This is a genomic window from Citrobacter sp. C1 (genome assembly GCF_014596895.2).
In the GTDB taxonomy this organism is placed as follows: Bacteria; Pseudomonadota; Gammaproteobacteria; order Enterobacterales; family Enterobacteriaceae; genus Citrobacter; species Citrobacter gillenii.
The window spans coordinates 2,998,703-3,013,889 of record NZ_CP115035.1 but is presented as its reverse complement, the minus strand read 5'-3'; the positions used below and the strand labels follow the sequence as shown (position 1 = coordinate 3,013,889).

At 51.9% G+C, this 15,187-nt stretch carries 16 protein-coding genes; 11 read left to right on the top strand and 5 right to left on the bottom strand.

Annotated features, from left to right (window positions below; translation table 11 throughout):
* Nucleotides 1–123: 123 nt before the first annotated feature.
* Nucleotides 124–537, top strand: coding sequence for a lipoprotein YedD (gene yedD / locus IB214_RS14660; RefSeq protein ID WP_096757505.1), 414 nt, complete (start codon nucleotides 124–126; stop codon nucleotides 535–537).
* A gap of 40 nt (nucleotides 538–577) precedes the next feature.
* On the opposite strand, the gene amyA is transcribed toward yedD, so the two are convergent.
* From amyA to fliD, 4 genes are all read right to left on the bottom strand, one after another.
* Nucleotides 578–2,065, bottom strand: coding sequence for an alpha-amylase (gene amyA / locus IB214_RS14655; protein ID WP_117341902.1), 1,488 nt, complete (start codon nucleotides 2,063–2,065; stop codon nucleotides 578–580).
* Nucleotides 2,066–2,136: 71 nt separating this feature from the next.
* Entirely contained in the window at nucleotides 2,137–2,505 is a 369-nt protein-coding gene (gene fliT / locus IB214_RS14650) for a flagella biosynthesis regulatory protein FliT (protein WP_117341903.1), read from the bottom strand.
* Nucleotides 2,505–2,912: a flagellar export chaperone FliS gene (gene fliS, locus IB214_RS14645; protein ID WP_117341904.1), complete on the bottom strand. Its 408-nt coding sequence runs from the start codon at nucleotides 2,910–2,912 to the stop codon at nucleotides 2,505–2,507. The genes fliT and fliS overlap by 1 nt, the downstream gene beginning before the upstream one ends.
* Before the next feature lie 14 nt (nucleotides 2,913–2,926).
* Complete coding sequence (gene fliD, locus IB214_RS14640; RefSeq protein WP_117341905.1) at nucleotides 2,927–4,333, bottom strand: flagellar filament capping protein FliD; 1,407 nt, start codon at nucleotides 4,331–4,333, stop codon at nucleotides 2,927–2,929.
* A gap of 255 nt (nucleotides 4,334–4,588) precedes the next feature.
* On the opposite strand from fliD, the gene IB214_RS14635 reads away from it, so the two are divergent.
* The 8 genes from IB214_RS14635 to sdiA all read left to right on the top strand — a co-directional run bounded on the left by IB214_RS14635 (nucleotide 4,589) and on the right by sdiA (nucleotide 11,950).
* Entirely contained in the window at nucleotides 4,589–6,070 is a 1,482-nt protein-coding gene (locus IB214_RS14635; protein ID WP_117341906.1) for a flagellin, read from the top strand.
* Between the two features lie 162 nt (nucleotides 6,071–6,232).
* On the top strand, nucleotides 6,233–6,952 hold the full coding sequence (locus IB214_RS14630) for an RNA polymerase sigma factor FliA (RefSeq protein ID WP_096757498.1): 720 nt from the start codon (nucleotides 6,233–6,235) through the stop codon (nucleotides 6,950–6,952).
* Between the two features lie 57 nt (nucleotides 6,953–7,009).
* The gene (gene fliZ, locus IB214_RS14625; RefSeq protein ID WP_117341907.1) at nucleotides 7,010–7,561 is read left to right on the top strand and encodes a flagella biosynthesis regulatory protein FliZ; all 552 of its coding nucleotides are present in this window, start codon (nucleotides 7,010–7,012) and stop codon (nucleotides 7,559–7,561) included.
* A 100-nt stretch (nucleotides 7,562–7,661) separates the two neighbouring features.
* Nucleotides 7,662–8,462, top strand: coding sequence for a cystine ABC transporter substrate-binding protein (tcyJ, locus tag IB214_RS14620; protein ID WP_096757496.1), 801 nt, complete (start codon nucleotides 7,662–7,664; stop codon nucleotides 8,460–8,462).
* A 107-nt stretch (nucleotides 8,463–8,569) separates the two neighbouring features.
* Entirely contained in the window at nucleotides 8,570–9,556 is a 987-nt protein-coding gene (dcyD, locus tag IB214_RS14615) for a D-cysteine desulfhydrase (protein WP_117341908.1), read from the top strand.
* 21 nt (nucleotides 9,557–9,577) lie between these two features.
* Nucleotides 9,578–10,246, top strand: coding sequence for a cystine ABC transporter permease (tcyL, locus tag IB214_RS14610; protein WP_115258812.1), 669 nt, complete (start codon nucleotides 9,578–9,580; stop codon nucleotides 10,244–10,246).
* A complete protein-coding gene (gene tcyN, locus IB214_RS14605; RefSeq protein WP_096757493.1) occupies nucleotides 10,243–10,995 on the top strand; it encodes an L-cystine ABC transporter ATP-binding protein TcyN in 753 nt (250 codons plus the stop codon). Before tcyL ends, tcyN begins: the two co-directional genes overlap by 4 nt.
* Nucleotides 10,996–11,227: 232 nt before the next feature.
* On the top strand, nucleotides 11,228–11,950 hold the full coding sequence (sdiA, locus tag IB214_RS14600) for a transcriptional regulator SdiA (RefSeq protein WP_117341909.1): 723 nt from the start codon (nucleotides 11,228–11,230) through the stop codon (nucleotides 11,948–11,950).
* Nucleotides 11,951–12,016: 66 nt separating this feature from the next.
* Here the strand turns inward: sdiA and IB214_RS14595 are convergent, their stop codons facing one another.
* Nucleotides 12,017–12,241: a DUF2594 family protein gene (locus tag IB214_RS14595; RefSeq protein WP_096757491.1), complete on the bottom strand. Its 225-nt coding sequence runs from the start codon at nucleotides 12,239–12,241 to the stop codon at nucleotides 12,017–12,019.
* A 458-nt stretch (nucleotides 12,242–12,699) separates the two neighbouring features.
* On the opposite strand from IB214_RS14595, the gene uvrY reads away from it, so the two are divergent.
* Together uvrY and uvrC are read left to right on the top strand one after the other, a co-directional pair.
* Nucleotides 12,700–13,356: a UvrY/SirA/GacA family response regulator transcription factor gene (gene uvrY / locus IB214_RS14590; protein WP_096757490.1), complete on the top strand. Its 657-nt coding sequence runs from the start codon at nucleotides 12,700–12,702 to the stop codon at nucleotides 13,354–13,356.
* Nucleotides 13,353–15,185, top strand: coding sequence for an excinuclease ABC subunit UvrC (gene uvrC / locus IB214_RS14585; protein ID WP_096757489.1), 1,833 nt, complete (start codon nucleotides 13,353–13,355; stop codon nucleotides 15,183–15,185). Before uvrY ends, uvrC begins: the two co-directional genes overlap by 4 nt.
* Nucleotides 15,186–15,187: the final 2 nt, after the last annotated feature.

Sequence of the window (15,187 nt, the reverse complement as noted above, 5' to 3'; positions counted from 1 at the left end):
TTTTTGCCTATCAGTAATAAGAAGTAATCCCGACGGGATCAATCTTTATCCGCCGCCGCGAAAGGCTGGCGACATCAGGGGTTTAATGCCACAATCCCCTTTTCTTCGCATGCAGGATGAATGATGAAAAAATTAGCAATCGTTGGTGCATTTCTGCTTCTTAGCGGATGCGCCGAAGTTGAAAATTATAACGAAGTGGTAAAAACGCCCGCGCCCGCCGGTCTGGAAGGCTACTGGCAGTCGAAAGGTCCGCAGCGCAAGCTGGTGAGTCCGGAAGCTATCGCCTCGCTGGTGGTGACCAAAGAGGGCGATACGCTGGATTGTCGCCAGTGGCAGCGGGTGATTGCGCTACCGGGGAAACTGACGATGCTCTCCGGCGATCTCACCAACGTGACGGTGAAGCGTGAGCTGTATGAGATTGAGCGCGAAGGTAATACGCTGGAATATGACGGGATGACGCTGCAACGGGTCGATCGCCCAACGCAGGAATGCGCCGAAGTGTTACAGAAAACGCCGTTGGCGACGCCGCTGCCGTAAGCGTTAAACCCCGGTAGCCCGCCGCTACCGGGGAAGTCCATTACAACACCTCTTCAATCACCCACACGCTGACGCTGCCGCCGTTGCAGAAAAACGTCGCTTCGCCGTGTTCATCGGTGACCACGCTTTCTTCGCGATTCCCCAGATAGTCACGCCAGGTTTTATTGCCGTAGTTCGCGCCAAGCGCAATGCTTTTTTCGCCGTCATCGCCGTTGGACAACACCACCACACAGCCGGGGTCGTCGTCGGTACCGCTGCGGCTAAAGGCGATGCAATTGGGGTGATCAAAATACAGCGTTTGCACGCCGTGGGCGAAACGCTGGCGGGCCAGAATCAGTTCATCAAGCTGTTCAATGATCGGCATGTCGATGGGATAGGTTTGTCCATCCCCGCCGGTATCTTCATAGTGCGCGCCGTACAGATCGGGGTAGAACACCGACGGCACGCCGTTTTCGCGCAGCAGGATCAGCGCGTAGGCCAGCGGCTTAAACCACGGCTCGACTGGGGCCTCCAGCGCCTGTAGCGGTTGGGTGTCGTGATTGGCGACCAGCGTCACCGCATGGAACGGATCGGCTTCCACCAGCGTATCGGTGAAGATCTGGCTCATGTCATAATCGCGACCCTGACGTGAAGCCTCGTGAAACTTCATCTGCAGGGGGGCGTCGAACAACATGGTTTTCCCCTCCACCTGGTTGATGTAGTTTTGCAGTTTGTCGACTTCGTGGGACCAGTATTCGGCGACGATAAACAGCGGCTTGGGGGCCACCTCCTGCACGTGTTCGATCCACTCTTTATAAAACCAGGCCGGAATATGCTTGACGGCATCGAGGCGAAAGCCGTCGCACTGGGTTTGGTCCATTACCCAGCGCGCCCAGTATTTGATCTCCTCGGTAACGGCGTGGTTACGAAAATCAATATTTTCGCCCATCAGATAATCAAAGTTGCCGAGTTCGTCATCCACCTGATCGTTCCAGCCTTCTCCGGTGTAATCATTGACAATTTTGAAAATGCCGTCTTCGGTGGGGTTTTCGATATGGTCGATGCCGCTGAAGCATTTGAAGTCCCAGACAAACTGCGAGTACTGACCCGCGCGGGCCGGGAAGGTGTAGCGGGTCCAGGCTTCACATTCGATAATTTCGTCGTCAATCTGTGTGCGATCATCGGCGTTCACGCGCTGGACGCGAATGTGTTCTTTCTCATCAGCCCCCATTTTGTGGTTGACCACCACGTCCAGCAGTACCGCAATGTCGTTGTGTTTTAGCGCATCAATGGCGGCCAGCAGCTGGTTTTTATCACCGTATTTGGTGGCGACGGTGCCTTTTTGGTCGAACTCGCCGAGGTCAAACAGATCGTAGGAGTCATAGCCAACGGAATAGCCGCCGGACGCGCCTTTATACGCGGGCGGCAGCCACACCATATTGATGCCGATATCGTTGAGGCCGCCTGCGCGTGCGACAAGTTCGGGCCACAGCTGACCGCCCTCAGGGTAATACCAGTGGAAGTACTGCAATAACGTGGGATTTTTCATCTTCCGTGCTCCAGACGCCGTTTGGCTGACCTCTGGAGTATGGAAGATTATTCAGGCGAGACGGGAAAAAATTACGGCGTGGTGGGGGCGTCGGGTACCAGCAGCATGCCGGAAAGACGACCATAGGCGTTATTCAGCGTCTTCTGACGAGTCGACTGACCGATCAGCCCGCTGAGCTCATCCAGCCGCTGTTGCAGCAACGCCTTGAGTAATTGTTCGTTATCCAGCGTCTGTTTAATATACCCGGCCACGATGTCCTGAACGCTTCGCGTAATGCCCGGTGGAGTTTCGTCTTCCATGACCACTTCAATACTTTGCAGATAGCTAACTTCCTGTTCCAGTAAAAGGTCCCATTCACCGCGCTGCGCCAGTTCCAGCAGCGAGTGGCTGAGTAGCGCAATGCGCTGCCAACGGTTGATAAACTCCACGGCTGAGGTCATTAACGAGACTCCTGGGACGATGCTTTGGGTGAGATCTGTTTCCAGGCTTCCGCAATGTTGCCGAGCAACCCTTCGACTTCTTCAATGGCCTGACTATCATTGCGCAAATTCGCTTGCAGCAGACGGCGGACCATATAGTCGTACAGCGCCGACAAATTGGTGGCGATTTCGCCGCCATTGTCCTGATCCAGACCCGCTTTAAGGCCGTTGTCGATGATATTAATGGCCTTGCTTATGGCCTCGCCTTTGGCGACGATATCACCCTGCTGCATAAACAGGCGAGCGCGCACCAGGGCGCTGTGCGCGCCATCAAACAACATTTCGATCAGCTGATGCGGACTGGCGCTCATCACGCCACTCTCTATGCCGACCTGTGCATAGGCTTTGGTACCGCTCGCGGTATACATACTTACCTCTGTTATCAGGAATTGCTCATTGCCGTAAATTGTTGACCCAGATAGTTACTGGTGCTGTTCAGTTTGCTCATCATGGTGTCAAGTTGGGTAAACTGTGCTTTATAGCGCGCCACGGTATCGTCGATGCTATTACTGACGGCCAGATATTGTTTGGTCAGTTTTTTCAGCGTGGCGTTAATATTGTCCTGGGCGCTGTCGATAATGCCGTCATCAGCCAGATAGCCTTTTATTTCAGTAGCCAGTTTGGTCGTAATGCCAGTTTCTTTACCATCTCCCACCAGCAGTTGACGGGTCGCAGCGGTGTTATCTTCCAGCGCTTTTTTCAGTTTGGCGTCGTCAATCTTCAGCTTGCCGGTGGTGCCGTCGGTGGTAATCCCGATTTCACCTAACGTTTTGAACGCACCGTCACTGGCACCGTTGGAAAACTGCGCGCGGATACCTGCCTGGATAGTACGCACGGCGCTGTCGCCGAGCAGCGCGCCGTTATTTGTGTCCTGAACTTCTGCGCCAGGATCGACTTCAGTGTATTTGGTCAGCGTTGAGAAGGTATCCAGCAGCGAGTTGTAGGCATCGACCCAGCTTTTAATCGCTTCAGTTGATTTTTCATTGCTCTTGGTGACGGTAATACGCGCATCGGTCACTTCTTTGGTCAGATTCAGCGTTACGCCCTGCGGGGCATCGGTAATGGTGTTGCTTGGACGCTCAATATCGATCCCGTTGACCTTTAATTGCGCATTTTTGGCTTCCACCAGTTGTTTCATATTGCCACTGCCGGCAGTACTGTCGTAGGCCAATAAATCATTGAGCTTACTGTCGCCGCTGACGGAAATCGTCATCTTATTATCGACGCCGCTGTCAGCGGTTAATACCAGCTGATAATCATTTTCTTTTACTTTAACGATGCTGGCGGAAATACCGCTGTCGGCATCGTTGATGGCATCACGAATGCCTTCCAGCGACGTTTGGTCTTTGGCCAGCTTAATTTCCAGCGGCTCTTTACGACCTTTTTGCTCAATTTTAATTGTGCGGCTGTCGGATGAGGTGTCACCCAATGCTTCCTTCGTTGAGCTAATACCTGTTTTGGTACTGAGTGATTGCGCCTGGGCCAGCTGTGTGACGCTGACGGTATAGGTGCCTGGCGCTGCACCAGCAGAGGTTGATACTGTCAGATCTTCAGTGCTGCTGGTGACGGTGGTGCTTTTAAACAGATCGGCGCTGTTCAGCGTGGTATTTGCTGTCTGGAATTTTTCCAGCGCGCTTTTTAGCGTGCCGTAGGCCGTGAGCCGTGCGGTATTGGCGCTCTGCTGCTGGGTAATTGGCGTTAAACGTTTTTTTTCAGCGGTCGTTAGATTCGTCAGCAATGTATCCAGTGGCAGGTTTGAACCGACGCCCAGTGATGTAAATGAAGCCATGCCTAATTCCTTTTGATTGCAAACAGTAGTTAAGCGGGTTATCGGCAATCTGCGCGCAAAGTTTAATGATAGTTTTGTGAAAATAATGCGCGGAATAGTGGGGCATATTACGGGTATTTCAGGGGCTAAGAAAAAAGAGGGCGGAAAGTAAAAATTTTCTAAAGTTCGAAATTAACGTGCCGATACATGGGTTACGGTCAGAAACCGTGGGCAACGGCCCAATAACATCAAGTTGTAATTGATAAGGAAAAGATCATGGCACAAGTCATCAATACAAACAGCCTGTCGCTGTTGACCCAGAACAACCTGAACAAATCTCAGTCTACCCTGAGCTCCGCTATCGAGCGTCTGTCTTCTGGTCTGCGTATCAACAGCGCCAAAGACGATGCTGCTGGTCAGGCGATCGCTAACCGCTTCACCTCTAACATCAAAGGTCTGACTCAGGCTTCTCGTAACGCCAACGACGGTATCTCCATCGCGCAGACCACTGAAGGCGCGCTGAACGAAATCAACAACAACCTGCAGCGTGTACGTGAACTGTCTGTTCAGGCATCTAACGGTACTAACTCTGATAGCGACCTGAGCTCTATCCAGGCTGAAATCACCCAACGTCTGAGCGAAATTGACCGCGTATCCGGTCAGACCCAGTTCAACGGCGTGAAGGTACTGGCGGGTGACAACACCCTGAAAATCCAGGTTGGTGCGAACGATAACGAAACCATCTCCATTAACCTGAAAGAAATCACCAGCAGCACGCTGGGCCTGAATACTTTCAGCGTGACTGGCGATAAAGCAGCTACAGCTGATCAACTGGTTAAAGATTTTGGCGCGACTGGTACTATGAACTACAAATTGGGCGCTACCAACTATACTGCTGATGTAAAAACTGGCGCTATTAAAGATGGTGCTGCAGCTGCTGTTTATGTAGGGGCTGCTGATAACGCGCTGCTTACTGACGATAAAAACATCAAGGTAGATAATACTGATACGACAACGATTACAGCGGCTGCGACTGAGGCCGCCAAAACAGGTGGTGCTGTTGGTGCTAAATTCAGCTTTAAAGGTACTGAGTGGACAGCAACGACCCCAACAACTACTAACTTGAATGGTAACGGTACTTACACCGCGAAAGTTGATGGTCAGGATATTACGATGACCATTGGCGGTTCAACATCTCCTGTCGGTGCAGGTGCTACGCTTTCTATTACCGGTGGTACTATCTATGAACAGGGTGTGGCTGGTAGTGACAAACTGACTACCCATGCAACCAACGTGGCAGCGAAAGAATCTGACTTGGTAGCGGCAAAAGCAACTAAAACGGGTGGGGCTTTAGATGTAGGTGGTGTTACGTACACAGTAGATGGTAACGGTGTTGTCAGCAATGGTGGTGAAACTACTTTCGTTAAGAATGCAGGCACAGCTAATGCTTCCTTAGTTAAACAAAGTCAGGCAAGCGAAGCAACGCGTAACCAGCTGAAGCTGATTGACACTGCGCTGGCTCAGGTTGATACCTTACGTGGCGACCTCGGTGCGGTACAGAACCGTTTCGACTCTACTATCACCAACTTGGGTAACACCGTTAACAACCTGACTTCTGCTCGTAGCCGTATCGAAGATGCTGACTACGCGACCGAAGTGTCCAACATGTCCAAAGCACAGATCCTGCAGCAGGCAGGGACTTCTGTACTGGCACAGGCCAACCAGGTTCCGCAGAACGTTCTGTCTCTGCTGCGTTAATTCACACTTATCGCGCAAACCCCGCTCCGGCGGGGTTTTTTACATTCCGCTTTACCCGTAACCCCCAAATAACCCCTCATTTCACCCACTATTCACCCGATTAAAACCCCTGCAGAAACGGATAATCATGCCGATAACTCATTTAACGCAGGGCTGTTTATCGTGAATTCACTGTATACCGCTGAAGGTGTAATGGATAAACACTCGCTGTGGCAGCGTTATGTACCGTTGGTGCGTCACGAAGCATTGCGCCTTCAGGTGCGCTTGCCGGCGAGCGTAGAACTGGATGACCTGCTACAAGCGGGCGGCATCGGGTTATTGAATGCAGTTGACCGATATGACGCTTTGCAAGGAACGGCATTTACCACTTACGCAGTGCAGCGTATTCGTGGGGCTATGCTGGATGAACTACGCAGCCGGGATTGGGTGCCGCGTAGCGTTCGGCGCAATGCCCGCGAAGTGGCACAGGCGATGGGGCAACTGGAGCAGGAACTCGGGCGTAACGCGACGGAAACTGAAGTGGCGGAGCGTCTGGCTATTCCTGTGCAAGAGTATCGTCAGATGTTGCTTGATACCAATAACAGCCAACTCTTCTCCTACGACGAGTGGCGGGAAGAGCATGGCGATAGTATTGAGCTGGTGACGGAAGAAAACCAGCAAGAAAACCCGTTACAGCAGCTGCTTGATGGCAATTTACGCCAGCGCGTGATGGATGCGATTGACGCATTGCCGGAGCGTGAAAAGCTGGTGCTGACGCTGTACTACCAGGAAGAGCTGAATCTGAAAGAGATTGGTGCTGTTCTGGAAGTCGGTGAGTCACGGGTTAGCCAGTTGCACAGTCAGGCCATCAAACGTCTACGCACCAAGCTGGGTAAGCTATAGGGGGTAATCATTGCCCCTGAACAATGCCGCATAACGAATTGACTACCAGGAGTTCTCATGACGGTGCAGCAATCAAAAAGACGGCCTCTAAGCCGCTACCTCAAAGATTTCAAACACAGCCAGACGCATTGCGCCCATTGCTATAAGTTGCTCGACAGGATCACGCTGGTCCGCCGCGGCCAGATTGTGAATAAAATCGCTATTGCCCGGCTCGATATGTTGCTGGACGCTGCTGCCTGGGAGCAGGAGAAAAAAGAGTGGGTGGCGTTATGCCGTTTTTGCGGTGATTTACACTGCAAAGAACAGAGCGACTTTTTTGACATTATCGGGTTTAAACAGTTTTTGTTTGAACAAACCGAAATGAGCCACGGCACGGTGCGCGAATATGTGGTTCGCCTGCGCCGTCTCGGTAATCATCTGACCGAACAGAACATTTCTCATGACCTGCTGCAGGAAGGCTTCCTCGACGAAAACCTCGCCCCGTGGCTGCCGGAGACCAGCACCAACAACTACCGCATTGCGCTGCGTAAGTATGAGCAGTTCAAAGCGCATGTACCTGTGGGCCAGATGCAGAAATCCTCCTGGACAGCCAGTTCTGATATATATTAAAAACGAATAAGGTGTAACGGAGTCGTGTTTGTAAATAGCGGTAAACGCTCTACACTACTGTCATAAATGATAGTCACTAATGACAATATTCGGGGTAACTATGAAATTAGCACGTCTGGGACGTCAGGCTCTGATGGGTGTAATGGCTGTGGCACTTGTCGCCGGTATGAGCGCAAAAACCTTTGCGGACGAAGGTCTGTTAAATAAAGTGAAAGAGCGCGGTACGCTGTTGGTTGGTCTCGAAGGGACCTATCCCCCGTTTAGTTTTCAGGGTGATGACGGCAAGCTGACCGGTTTTGAAGTCGAATTTGCCGAAGAACTGGCTAAACATCTCGGGGTGAAAGCGACGCTGAAGCCGACCAAGTGGGATGGCATGCTGGCTTCTTTAGACTCCAAACGTATTGATGTGGTAATAAACCAGGTGACCATCTCTGACGAACGTCAGAAAAAATACGATTTCTCTACCCCGTATACGGTCTCTGGTATCCAGGCGCTGGTGAAAAAAGGCAACGAAGGCGTGATTAAAACCGCGGCTGACCTGAAAGGTAAAAAAGTCGGTGTCGGTCTGGGTACTAACTACGAAGAGTGGCTGCGCCAGAACGTGCAGGGCGTCGATATCCGTACTTATGATGATGACCCGACCAAATATCAGGATCTGCGCGTCGGTCGTATCGATGCGATTCTGGTTGATCGTCTGGCCGCGTTGGATCTGGTGAAGAAAACCAAAGACACGCTGGCAGTGACCGGTGAAGCCTTCTCCCGCCAGGCATCCGGCGTGGCGCTGCGTAAAGGTAATGACGATCTGCTGAAAGCGGTCGATGCCGCCATTGCAGAGATGCAGAAAGACGGTACCCTGAAAGCCCTGTCTGAAAAATGGTTTGGGGCGGATGTGACGAAATAATCGTCATCCGAATAAAAAAGGCGCCTTTAACAGCGCCTTTTTTTATTTCATTGCGCCTGAACGTGCATAATAAAAAGAACATCACAACAACGAATACCGGAGGCTGTATGCCGCTGCATAATTTAACGCGCTTTCCACGTCTGGAATTTATTGGCGCGCCAACGCCGCTCGAATATCTCCCGCGCTTCTCTGATTATCTCGGACGCGACATTTTTATTAAACGCGATGATGTCACGCCAATGGCGATGGGCGGCAATAAGCTGCGCAAGCTGGAGTTCCTGGCGGCAGATGCGCTGCGCGAAGGGGCCGACACGCTGATTACCGCCGGGGCCATTCAGTCGAACCACGTGCGCCAGACGGCGGCGGTGGCGGCAAAGCTCGGGCTGCACTGCGTGGCGCTGCTGGAAAACCCGATTGGCACCACGGCGGAAAACTATCTCAGCAACGGTAACCGTCTGTTGTTAGATCTGTTTAATACCCAGGTTGAAATGTGCGACGCGCTGACCGACCCGAATGCACAACTTCAGGCGCTGGCTACGCGGATTGAAGCGCAAGGGTTCCGACCGTATGTGATCCCGGTCGGCGGGTCGAATGTGCTGGGTGCGTTGGGCTATGTTGAAAGTGCGCTGGAAATTGCCCAGCAGTGCGAGGGCGCGGTAGCGCTGTCCTCTGTGGTGGTTGCTTCAGGCAGCGCGGGCACCCATGCGGGTCTGGCGGTGGGGCTGGAACAGCTGATGCCCAACGTCGAGCTGATTGGGGTGACCGTTTCGCGCAGCGTCGCCGATCAAAAGCCAAAAGTGGTGACCCTGCAGCAGGACGTGGCTCGTGAACTGGAACTGACCACCTCGGCGGATATTCTGTTATGGGATGACTATTATGCGCCGGGCTACGGCACGCCAAATGAAGAGGGCATGGAAGCGGTGAAACTACTGGCGCGTCTGGAAGGCATCTTGCTGGATCCGGTGTATACCGGCAAAGCGATGGCGGGCCTGATTGACGGTATCAGCCAGAAGCGCTTTAAGGATGAAGGTCCGGTCCTGTTTATTCATACCGGTGGGGCACCTGCGCTGTTTGCCTACCATCCTCACGTGTAATGGCAAGGTAGAAAAACGCTAATGCAAGAAAGTATCCAACTGGTGATTGATTCACTGCCCTTCCTGCTTAAAGGCGCGGTATTTACGCTGCAGCTGAGTATCGGTGGGATGTTCTTTGGTCTGGTGCTGGGGTTTATCCTCGCTCTGATGCGCCTGTCGCCGCTGCTGCCGGTGCGCTGGCTGGCGCGCGTCTATATTTCTATTTTTCGCGGCACACCGCTGATCGCCCAACTGTTTATGATCTACTACGGTCTGCCGCAGTTTGGCATTGAGCTGGACCCGATCCCGGCGGCGATGATTGGTTTGTCGCTGAACACCGCAGCGTATGCGGCTGAAACGCTGCGTGCGGCTATCTCCTCGATTGATAAAGGTCAGTGGGAGGCGGGCGCCAGTATCGGTATGACGCGCTGGCAGACCATGCGGCGGGCGATCCTACCGCAGGCGGCGCGCGTGGCTTTGCCGCCGTTGAGCAACAGCTTTATCAGCCTGGTAAAAGACACCTCGCTGGCGGCGACAATCCAGGTACCGGAACTGTTCCGTCAGGCGCAGCTGATCACCTCACGCACGCTGGAAGTGTTCACCATGTATCTGGCAGCCTCGCTGATTTACTGGGTAATGGCGACAGTGTTGTCCGCACTGCAGAACTATTTTGAAGAACAACTGAACCGCCAGGAGAGAGAGCCGAAATGAGTGCGATCGAAGTCAGAAACCTGGTGAAAAAATTTCACGGGCAAACGGTGCTGCACGGTATCGATCTTGAGGTAAAACCCGGTGAAGTTGTGGCGATTATCGGGCCTAGCGGCTCAGGGAAAACCACGTTGTTGCGCAGTATTAATCTGCTGGAACAGCCTGAGGCGGGCACGATTAAAGTCGGTGACATTACCATTGATACGGCGCGTTCACTCAATCAGCAGAAAGGGTTGATTCGTCAGCTGCGCCAGCATGTGGGGTTTGTGTTCCAGAACTTTAATTTGTTTCCTCACCGTACGGTGCTGGAAAACATTATAGAAGGTCCGGTGATTGTGAAGGGAGAGCCGAAAGCCGAAGCAACGGCGCGCGCACGTGAGTTGCTGGCAAAGGTGGGCCTGGCGGGTAAAGAGACCAGCTATCCGCGTCGGTTATCCGGTGGACAGCAGCAGCGCGTGGCAATTGCCCGGGCGTTGGCCATGCGCCCGGAGGTGATCCTGTTTGATGAACCAACGTCAGCACTCGATCCTGAACTGGTTGGCGAGGTGCTGAATACCATTCGTCAACTGGCGCAGGAAAAACGCACCATGGTGATTGTGACGCATGAAATGAGCTTTGCGCGCGACGTTGCTGACCGGGCGATATTTATGGATCAGGGGCGCATTGTGGAGCAGGGACCCGCAAAATCGCTGTTTACCGCGCCCCAACAACCGAGAACGCGTCAGTTTCTGGAAAAATTCTTAATGCAATAATAACCCTACGGTGCTCACCGAAATAGATTTTTGGTGAGCACAAGCCGCATAACTATTTATTATTACTGCTTTATTATTAACGCTGCGTCGCATCAACCTGCTCTGATTATGCGTAATACTCAAGTAAATCCATTCTTGTCCGATAATCTGCATATATAAAATACATTTATGTGTTAGTTTGTTTCATTCTCATTTGTGATGATTATCAATCTCAGGGACATGACCACTTAGTATGCAGGATCACGATTTCTTCACCTGGCGACGGAGCATGCTGTTACGCTTTCAGGAAATGGCGACGGCAGATGACGTCTATACCGAATTACAACATCAGACACAGCATCTGGAGTTTGATTTTTACGCTCTCTGTGTTCGTCACCCCGTGCCGTTTACCCGACCTAAGACGGCGCTTCATACAACCTACCCCAAAGCGTGGGTGGCACATTATCAGTCCGAAAATTATCTCGCGATTGACCCCGTGCTAAAACCAGAAAACTTCAGACAGGGCCATCTTCCCTGGGACGATACCTTATTTCGCGATGCACAACCGCTTTGGGATGCGGCGCGTAATCACGGTTTACGCAAGGGGATGACGCAATGCTTAATGCTGCCGAACCGGGCGCAGGGCTTTCTTTCTGTCTCGTGTGCGAGCGTGCGTAATGGCCGCTTTGCGCAGGATGAAGTGGAACTCAGAATGCAATTGCTGGTAAGGGAGAGTCTCTCCGTTCTGACGCGACTGGAAGATGATATGGTCATGGCGCCAGAGATGCGGTTTAGTAAGCGGGAGAAAGAAATACTGAAATGGACCGCAGAGGGAAAAACGTCGGCAGAAATAGCGATGATCCTGTCGATTTCTGAAAATACCGTGAACTTCCATCAGAAGAATATGCAGAAGAAGTTTAACGCACCAAACAAAACGCAGATTGCCTGCTATGCTGCAGCGACCGGGCTTATCTGAATAAGTTGTCGTTCTGAGTGTCAGACGCAAAACCGGCTGATTGCAATGCTATCAGCCGGTTTCTTATTACTGGCGGTAGGCCTGTTTAATTTGTTTAACAGTGTTGGAAAATACCGCAGCCTGGGATTGATCTTCAATCTGCGCGATCTGTTTTTCCATCTTAAGAATCACGCGGCCTGCATCGGCTTGTCCCATTGCCTGCAGCATCAGCGTTAACATGGCTTTCAGGCAGGTGACTTCGTTAGCCAGTTCTTGATTATTCTCAGCAGTGGAAAAATCAGGCGTACTCATTTATTTTCCTCGTTATGTCTCTATGAAAAAGTGCGATGGCAAATGTTAAGGCGGCGGAGTATACCATAAGCGCGGCTAAAAATATCAGTGGCTGTTTTTCGCACAAACATTAACCGCGACATTAAAATAAACAAGATGTTGCAGTGCATATATTTTCTCCATTCTTTGTATATTTCGAGTTTTTTACTCGTTAATTGTTGTTACAACTTTGCCCGCCTATTTAGCATTCAACTGAAGAATATGATTTTTTTGTCACCATTTTGAAACAGCGATTCGTATATAACCCCGGCAGAACGCCGTCAGCAGTGAATGTTTCCACGCGGCGTACAATCTAATTTCCAAAAACGAGAGCAAAATCGGAAGACGGATGTTTTTTACATTTCAAAGTTGAGATAAAACCCGTTAACATAGGACCGATTAACTATCGGTAGCGTTATCCCTATTCTGGAGATATTCCTTTGATCAACGTTTTTCTTGTTGATGACCATGAACTGGTGCGCGCAGGGATACGACGCATTCTTGAAGATATAAAAGGCATTAAAGTTGTCGGCGAAGCGTGCTGCGGCGAAGATGCTGTGAAATGGTGTCGCTCAAATTCCGCCGACGTCGTGCTGATGGACATGAATATGCCCGGTATTGGTGGGCTTGAAGCAACACGTAAAATTGCGCGTTCTACGGCTGACATAAAAGTGATCATGTTGACCGTTCATACTGAAAACCCATTGCCCGCAAAAGTCATGCAGGCCGGGGCCGCAGGTTATCTGAGCAAGGGCGCTGCACCTCAGGAAGTGGTTAGCGCCATTCGCTCCGTCTATTCCGGACAGCGCTATATTGCTTCTGATATCGCTCAACAGATGGCGCTCAGCCAAATTGAGCCGGAGAAAACGGAAACACCCTTTGCCAGTTTGTCTGAACGCGAGTTGCAGATTATGCTGATGATCACCAAAGGCCAGAAGGTCAATGAGATCTCGGAGCAGCTGAATCTCAGTCCGAAAACGGTGAACAGCTATCGCTATCGAATGTTCAGTAAATTAAACATTCACGGCGACGTAGAACTGACTCACCTGGCAATTCGCCATGGCCTGTGTAATGCGGAGACGTTAACAAGCCAGTGACCGAACAGTTTGATGCCAAAGCGTTCCTGAAAACCGTCACCAGCCAGCCCGGCGTTTATCGTATGTACGATGCCGCCGGGACGGTTATCTATGTCGGTAAAGCCAAGGATCTGAAAAAGCGGCTTTCCAGCTACTTCCGCAGCAACCTCGCGTCGCGTAAAACTGAAGCGCTGGTGGCGCTTATTCAGCAGATTGATGTGACGGTGACGCATACTGAAACCGAAGCGTTGTTGCTTGAGCATAACTACATCAAGCTGTACCAGCCGCGCTACAACGTGCTGTTACGCGATGATAAGTCTTACCCCTTTATCTTCCTTAGCGGTGATACCCACCCGCGCCTGGCGATGCATCGTGGGGCGAAGCATGCCAAAGGCGAATACTTCGGTCCATTCCCTAACGGCTATGCCGTGCGTGAAACGTTGGCACTGCTGCAGAAAATTTTCCCAATTCGTCAGTGCGAAAACAGTGTCTACCGCAACCGCTCGCGCCCTTGTCTGCAATATCAGATTGGCCGCTGTCTCGGTCCCTGCGTCGCCGGTCTGGTGAGCGAAGACGAGTACGCGCAGCAGGTTGACTACGTCCGCTTGTTCTTGTCCGGCAAAGATGATCAGGTGTTAACGCAATTGATCGCCCGGATGGAAAAGGCCAGTCAGAATCTGGAATTTGAAGAGGCCGCGCGTATTCGCGACCAAATTCAGGCCGTCCGTCGTGTCACCGAAAAACAGTTTGTTTCCAACACCGGGGATGACCTTGACGTTATCGGCGTGGCGTTTGATGCCGGGATGGCCTGCGTGCATGTTTTGTTTATCCGTCAGGGAAAAGTGCTGGGTAGCCGCAGCTATTTTCCTAAAGTACCGGGGGGAACGGAACTGGGCGAAGTGGTCGAGACCTTTGTCGGACAGTTTTATTTACAGGGCAGCCAGATGCGCACCTTGCCCGGCGAGATCCTGCTCGATTTTAATCTGAGCGATAAAACGCTGCTGGCCGATTCGTTGTCTGAGCTCGCCGGGCGGCGGATTAACGTCCAGACGAAGCCGCGCGGCGATCGCGCGCGCTACCTGAAGCTGGCTCGTACCAATGCTGCAACGGCGCTGACCACCAAACTGTCTCAGCAGTCCACCATTACACAACGTTTGACGGCGCTGGCATCGGTACTGAAGCTACCGGCGGTTAAACGTATGGAGTGCTTCGACATCAGCCATACCATGGGCGAGCAGACGGTAGCCTCCTGCGTGGTTTTCGATGCTAATGGACCGCTACGTGCTGAATACCGCCGCTATAATATTACCGGCATTACCCCCGGCGATGATTACGCGGCGATGAATCAGGTGCTGCGCCGCCGTTATGGCAAGGCGATTGAAGCAAGTAAGATCCCGGACGTTATTTTGATCGACGGTGGCAAAGGTCAACTGGGGCAGGCGAAAGCGGTATTTGCTGAATTGGATGTGCCCTGGGATAAAAGCCATCCGCTCCTGCTTGGCGTGGCAAAAGGGGCGGATCGTAAAGCTGGCCTGGAAACGTTGTTCTTTGAACCGGAAGGTGAGGGGTTCAGCTTGCCGCCAGATTCGCCTGCGCTGCACGTGATTCAACATATTCGCGATGAATCACACGATCACGCTATCAGCGGACACCGTAAAAAACGGGCGAAGGTGAAAAGCACCAGTACCCTGGAAACCATTGAGGGCGTTGGACCAAAACGTCGACAGATGCTGCTAAAGTACATGGGCGGTTTGCAAGGGCTTCGTAACGCAAGTGTCGAAGAAATTGCAAAAGTGCCGGGTATTTCGCAAGGTCTGGCAGAAAAGATCTTCTACTCGTTGAAACATTAGGC

What these genes read in the sequence shown, in the direction of transcription:
- yedD (WP_096757505.1), top strand. Translation starts at nt 124, where the DNA reads ATGAAAAAATTAGCAATCGTTGGTGCATTTCTGCTTCTTAGCGGATGC.
- amyA (WP_117341902.1), bottom strand. Translation starts at nt 2,065, where the DNA reads ATGAAAAATCCCACGTTATTGCAGTACTTCCACTGGTATTACCCTGAG.
- fliT (WP_117341903.1), bottom strand. Translation starts at nt 2,505, where the DNA reads ATGACCTCAGCCGTGGAGTTTATCAACCGTTGGCAGCGCATTGCGCTA.
- fliS (WP_117341904.1), bottom strand. Translation starts at nt 2,912, where the DNA reads ATGTATACCGCGAGCGGTACCAAAGCCTATGCACAGGTCGGCATAGAG.
- fliD (WP_117341905.1), bottom strand. Translation starts at nt 4,333, where the DNA reads ATGGCTTCATTTACATCACTGGGCGTCGGTTCAAACCTGCCACTGGAT.
- IB214_RS14635 (WP_117341906.1), top strand. Translation starts at nt 4,589, where the DNA reads ATGGCACAAGTCATCAATACAAACAGCCTGTCGCTGTTGACCCAGAAC.
- fliZ (WP_117341907.1), top strand. Translation starts at nt 7,010, where the DNA reads ATGACGGTGCAGCAATCAAAAAGACGGCCTCTAAGCCGCTACCTCAAA.
- tcyJ (WP_096757496.1), top strand. Translation starts at nt 7,662, where the DNA reads ATGAAATTAGCACGTCTGGGACGTCAGGCTCTGATGGGTGTAATGGCT.
- dcyD (WP_117341908.1), top strand. Translation starts at nt 8,570, where the DNA reads ATGCCGCTGCATAATTTAACGCGCTTTCCACGTCTGGAATTTATTGGC.
- tcyL (WP_115258812.1), top strand. Translation starts at nt 9,578, where the DNA reads ATGCAAGAAAGTATCCAACTGGTGATTGATTCACTGCCCTTCCTGCTT.
- tcyN (WP_096757493.1), top strand. Translation starts at nt 10,243, where the DNA reads ATGAGTGCGATCGAAGTCAGAAACCTGGTGAAAAAATTTCACGGGCAA.
- sdiA (WP_117341909.1), top strand. Translation starts at nt 11,228, where the DNA reads ATGCAGGATCACGATTTCTTCACCTGGCGACGGAGCATGCTGTTACGC.
- IB214_RS14595 (WP_096757491.1), bottom strand. Translation starts at nt 12,241, where the DNA reads ATGAGTACGCCTGATTTTTCCACTGCTGAGAATAATCAAGAACTGGCT.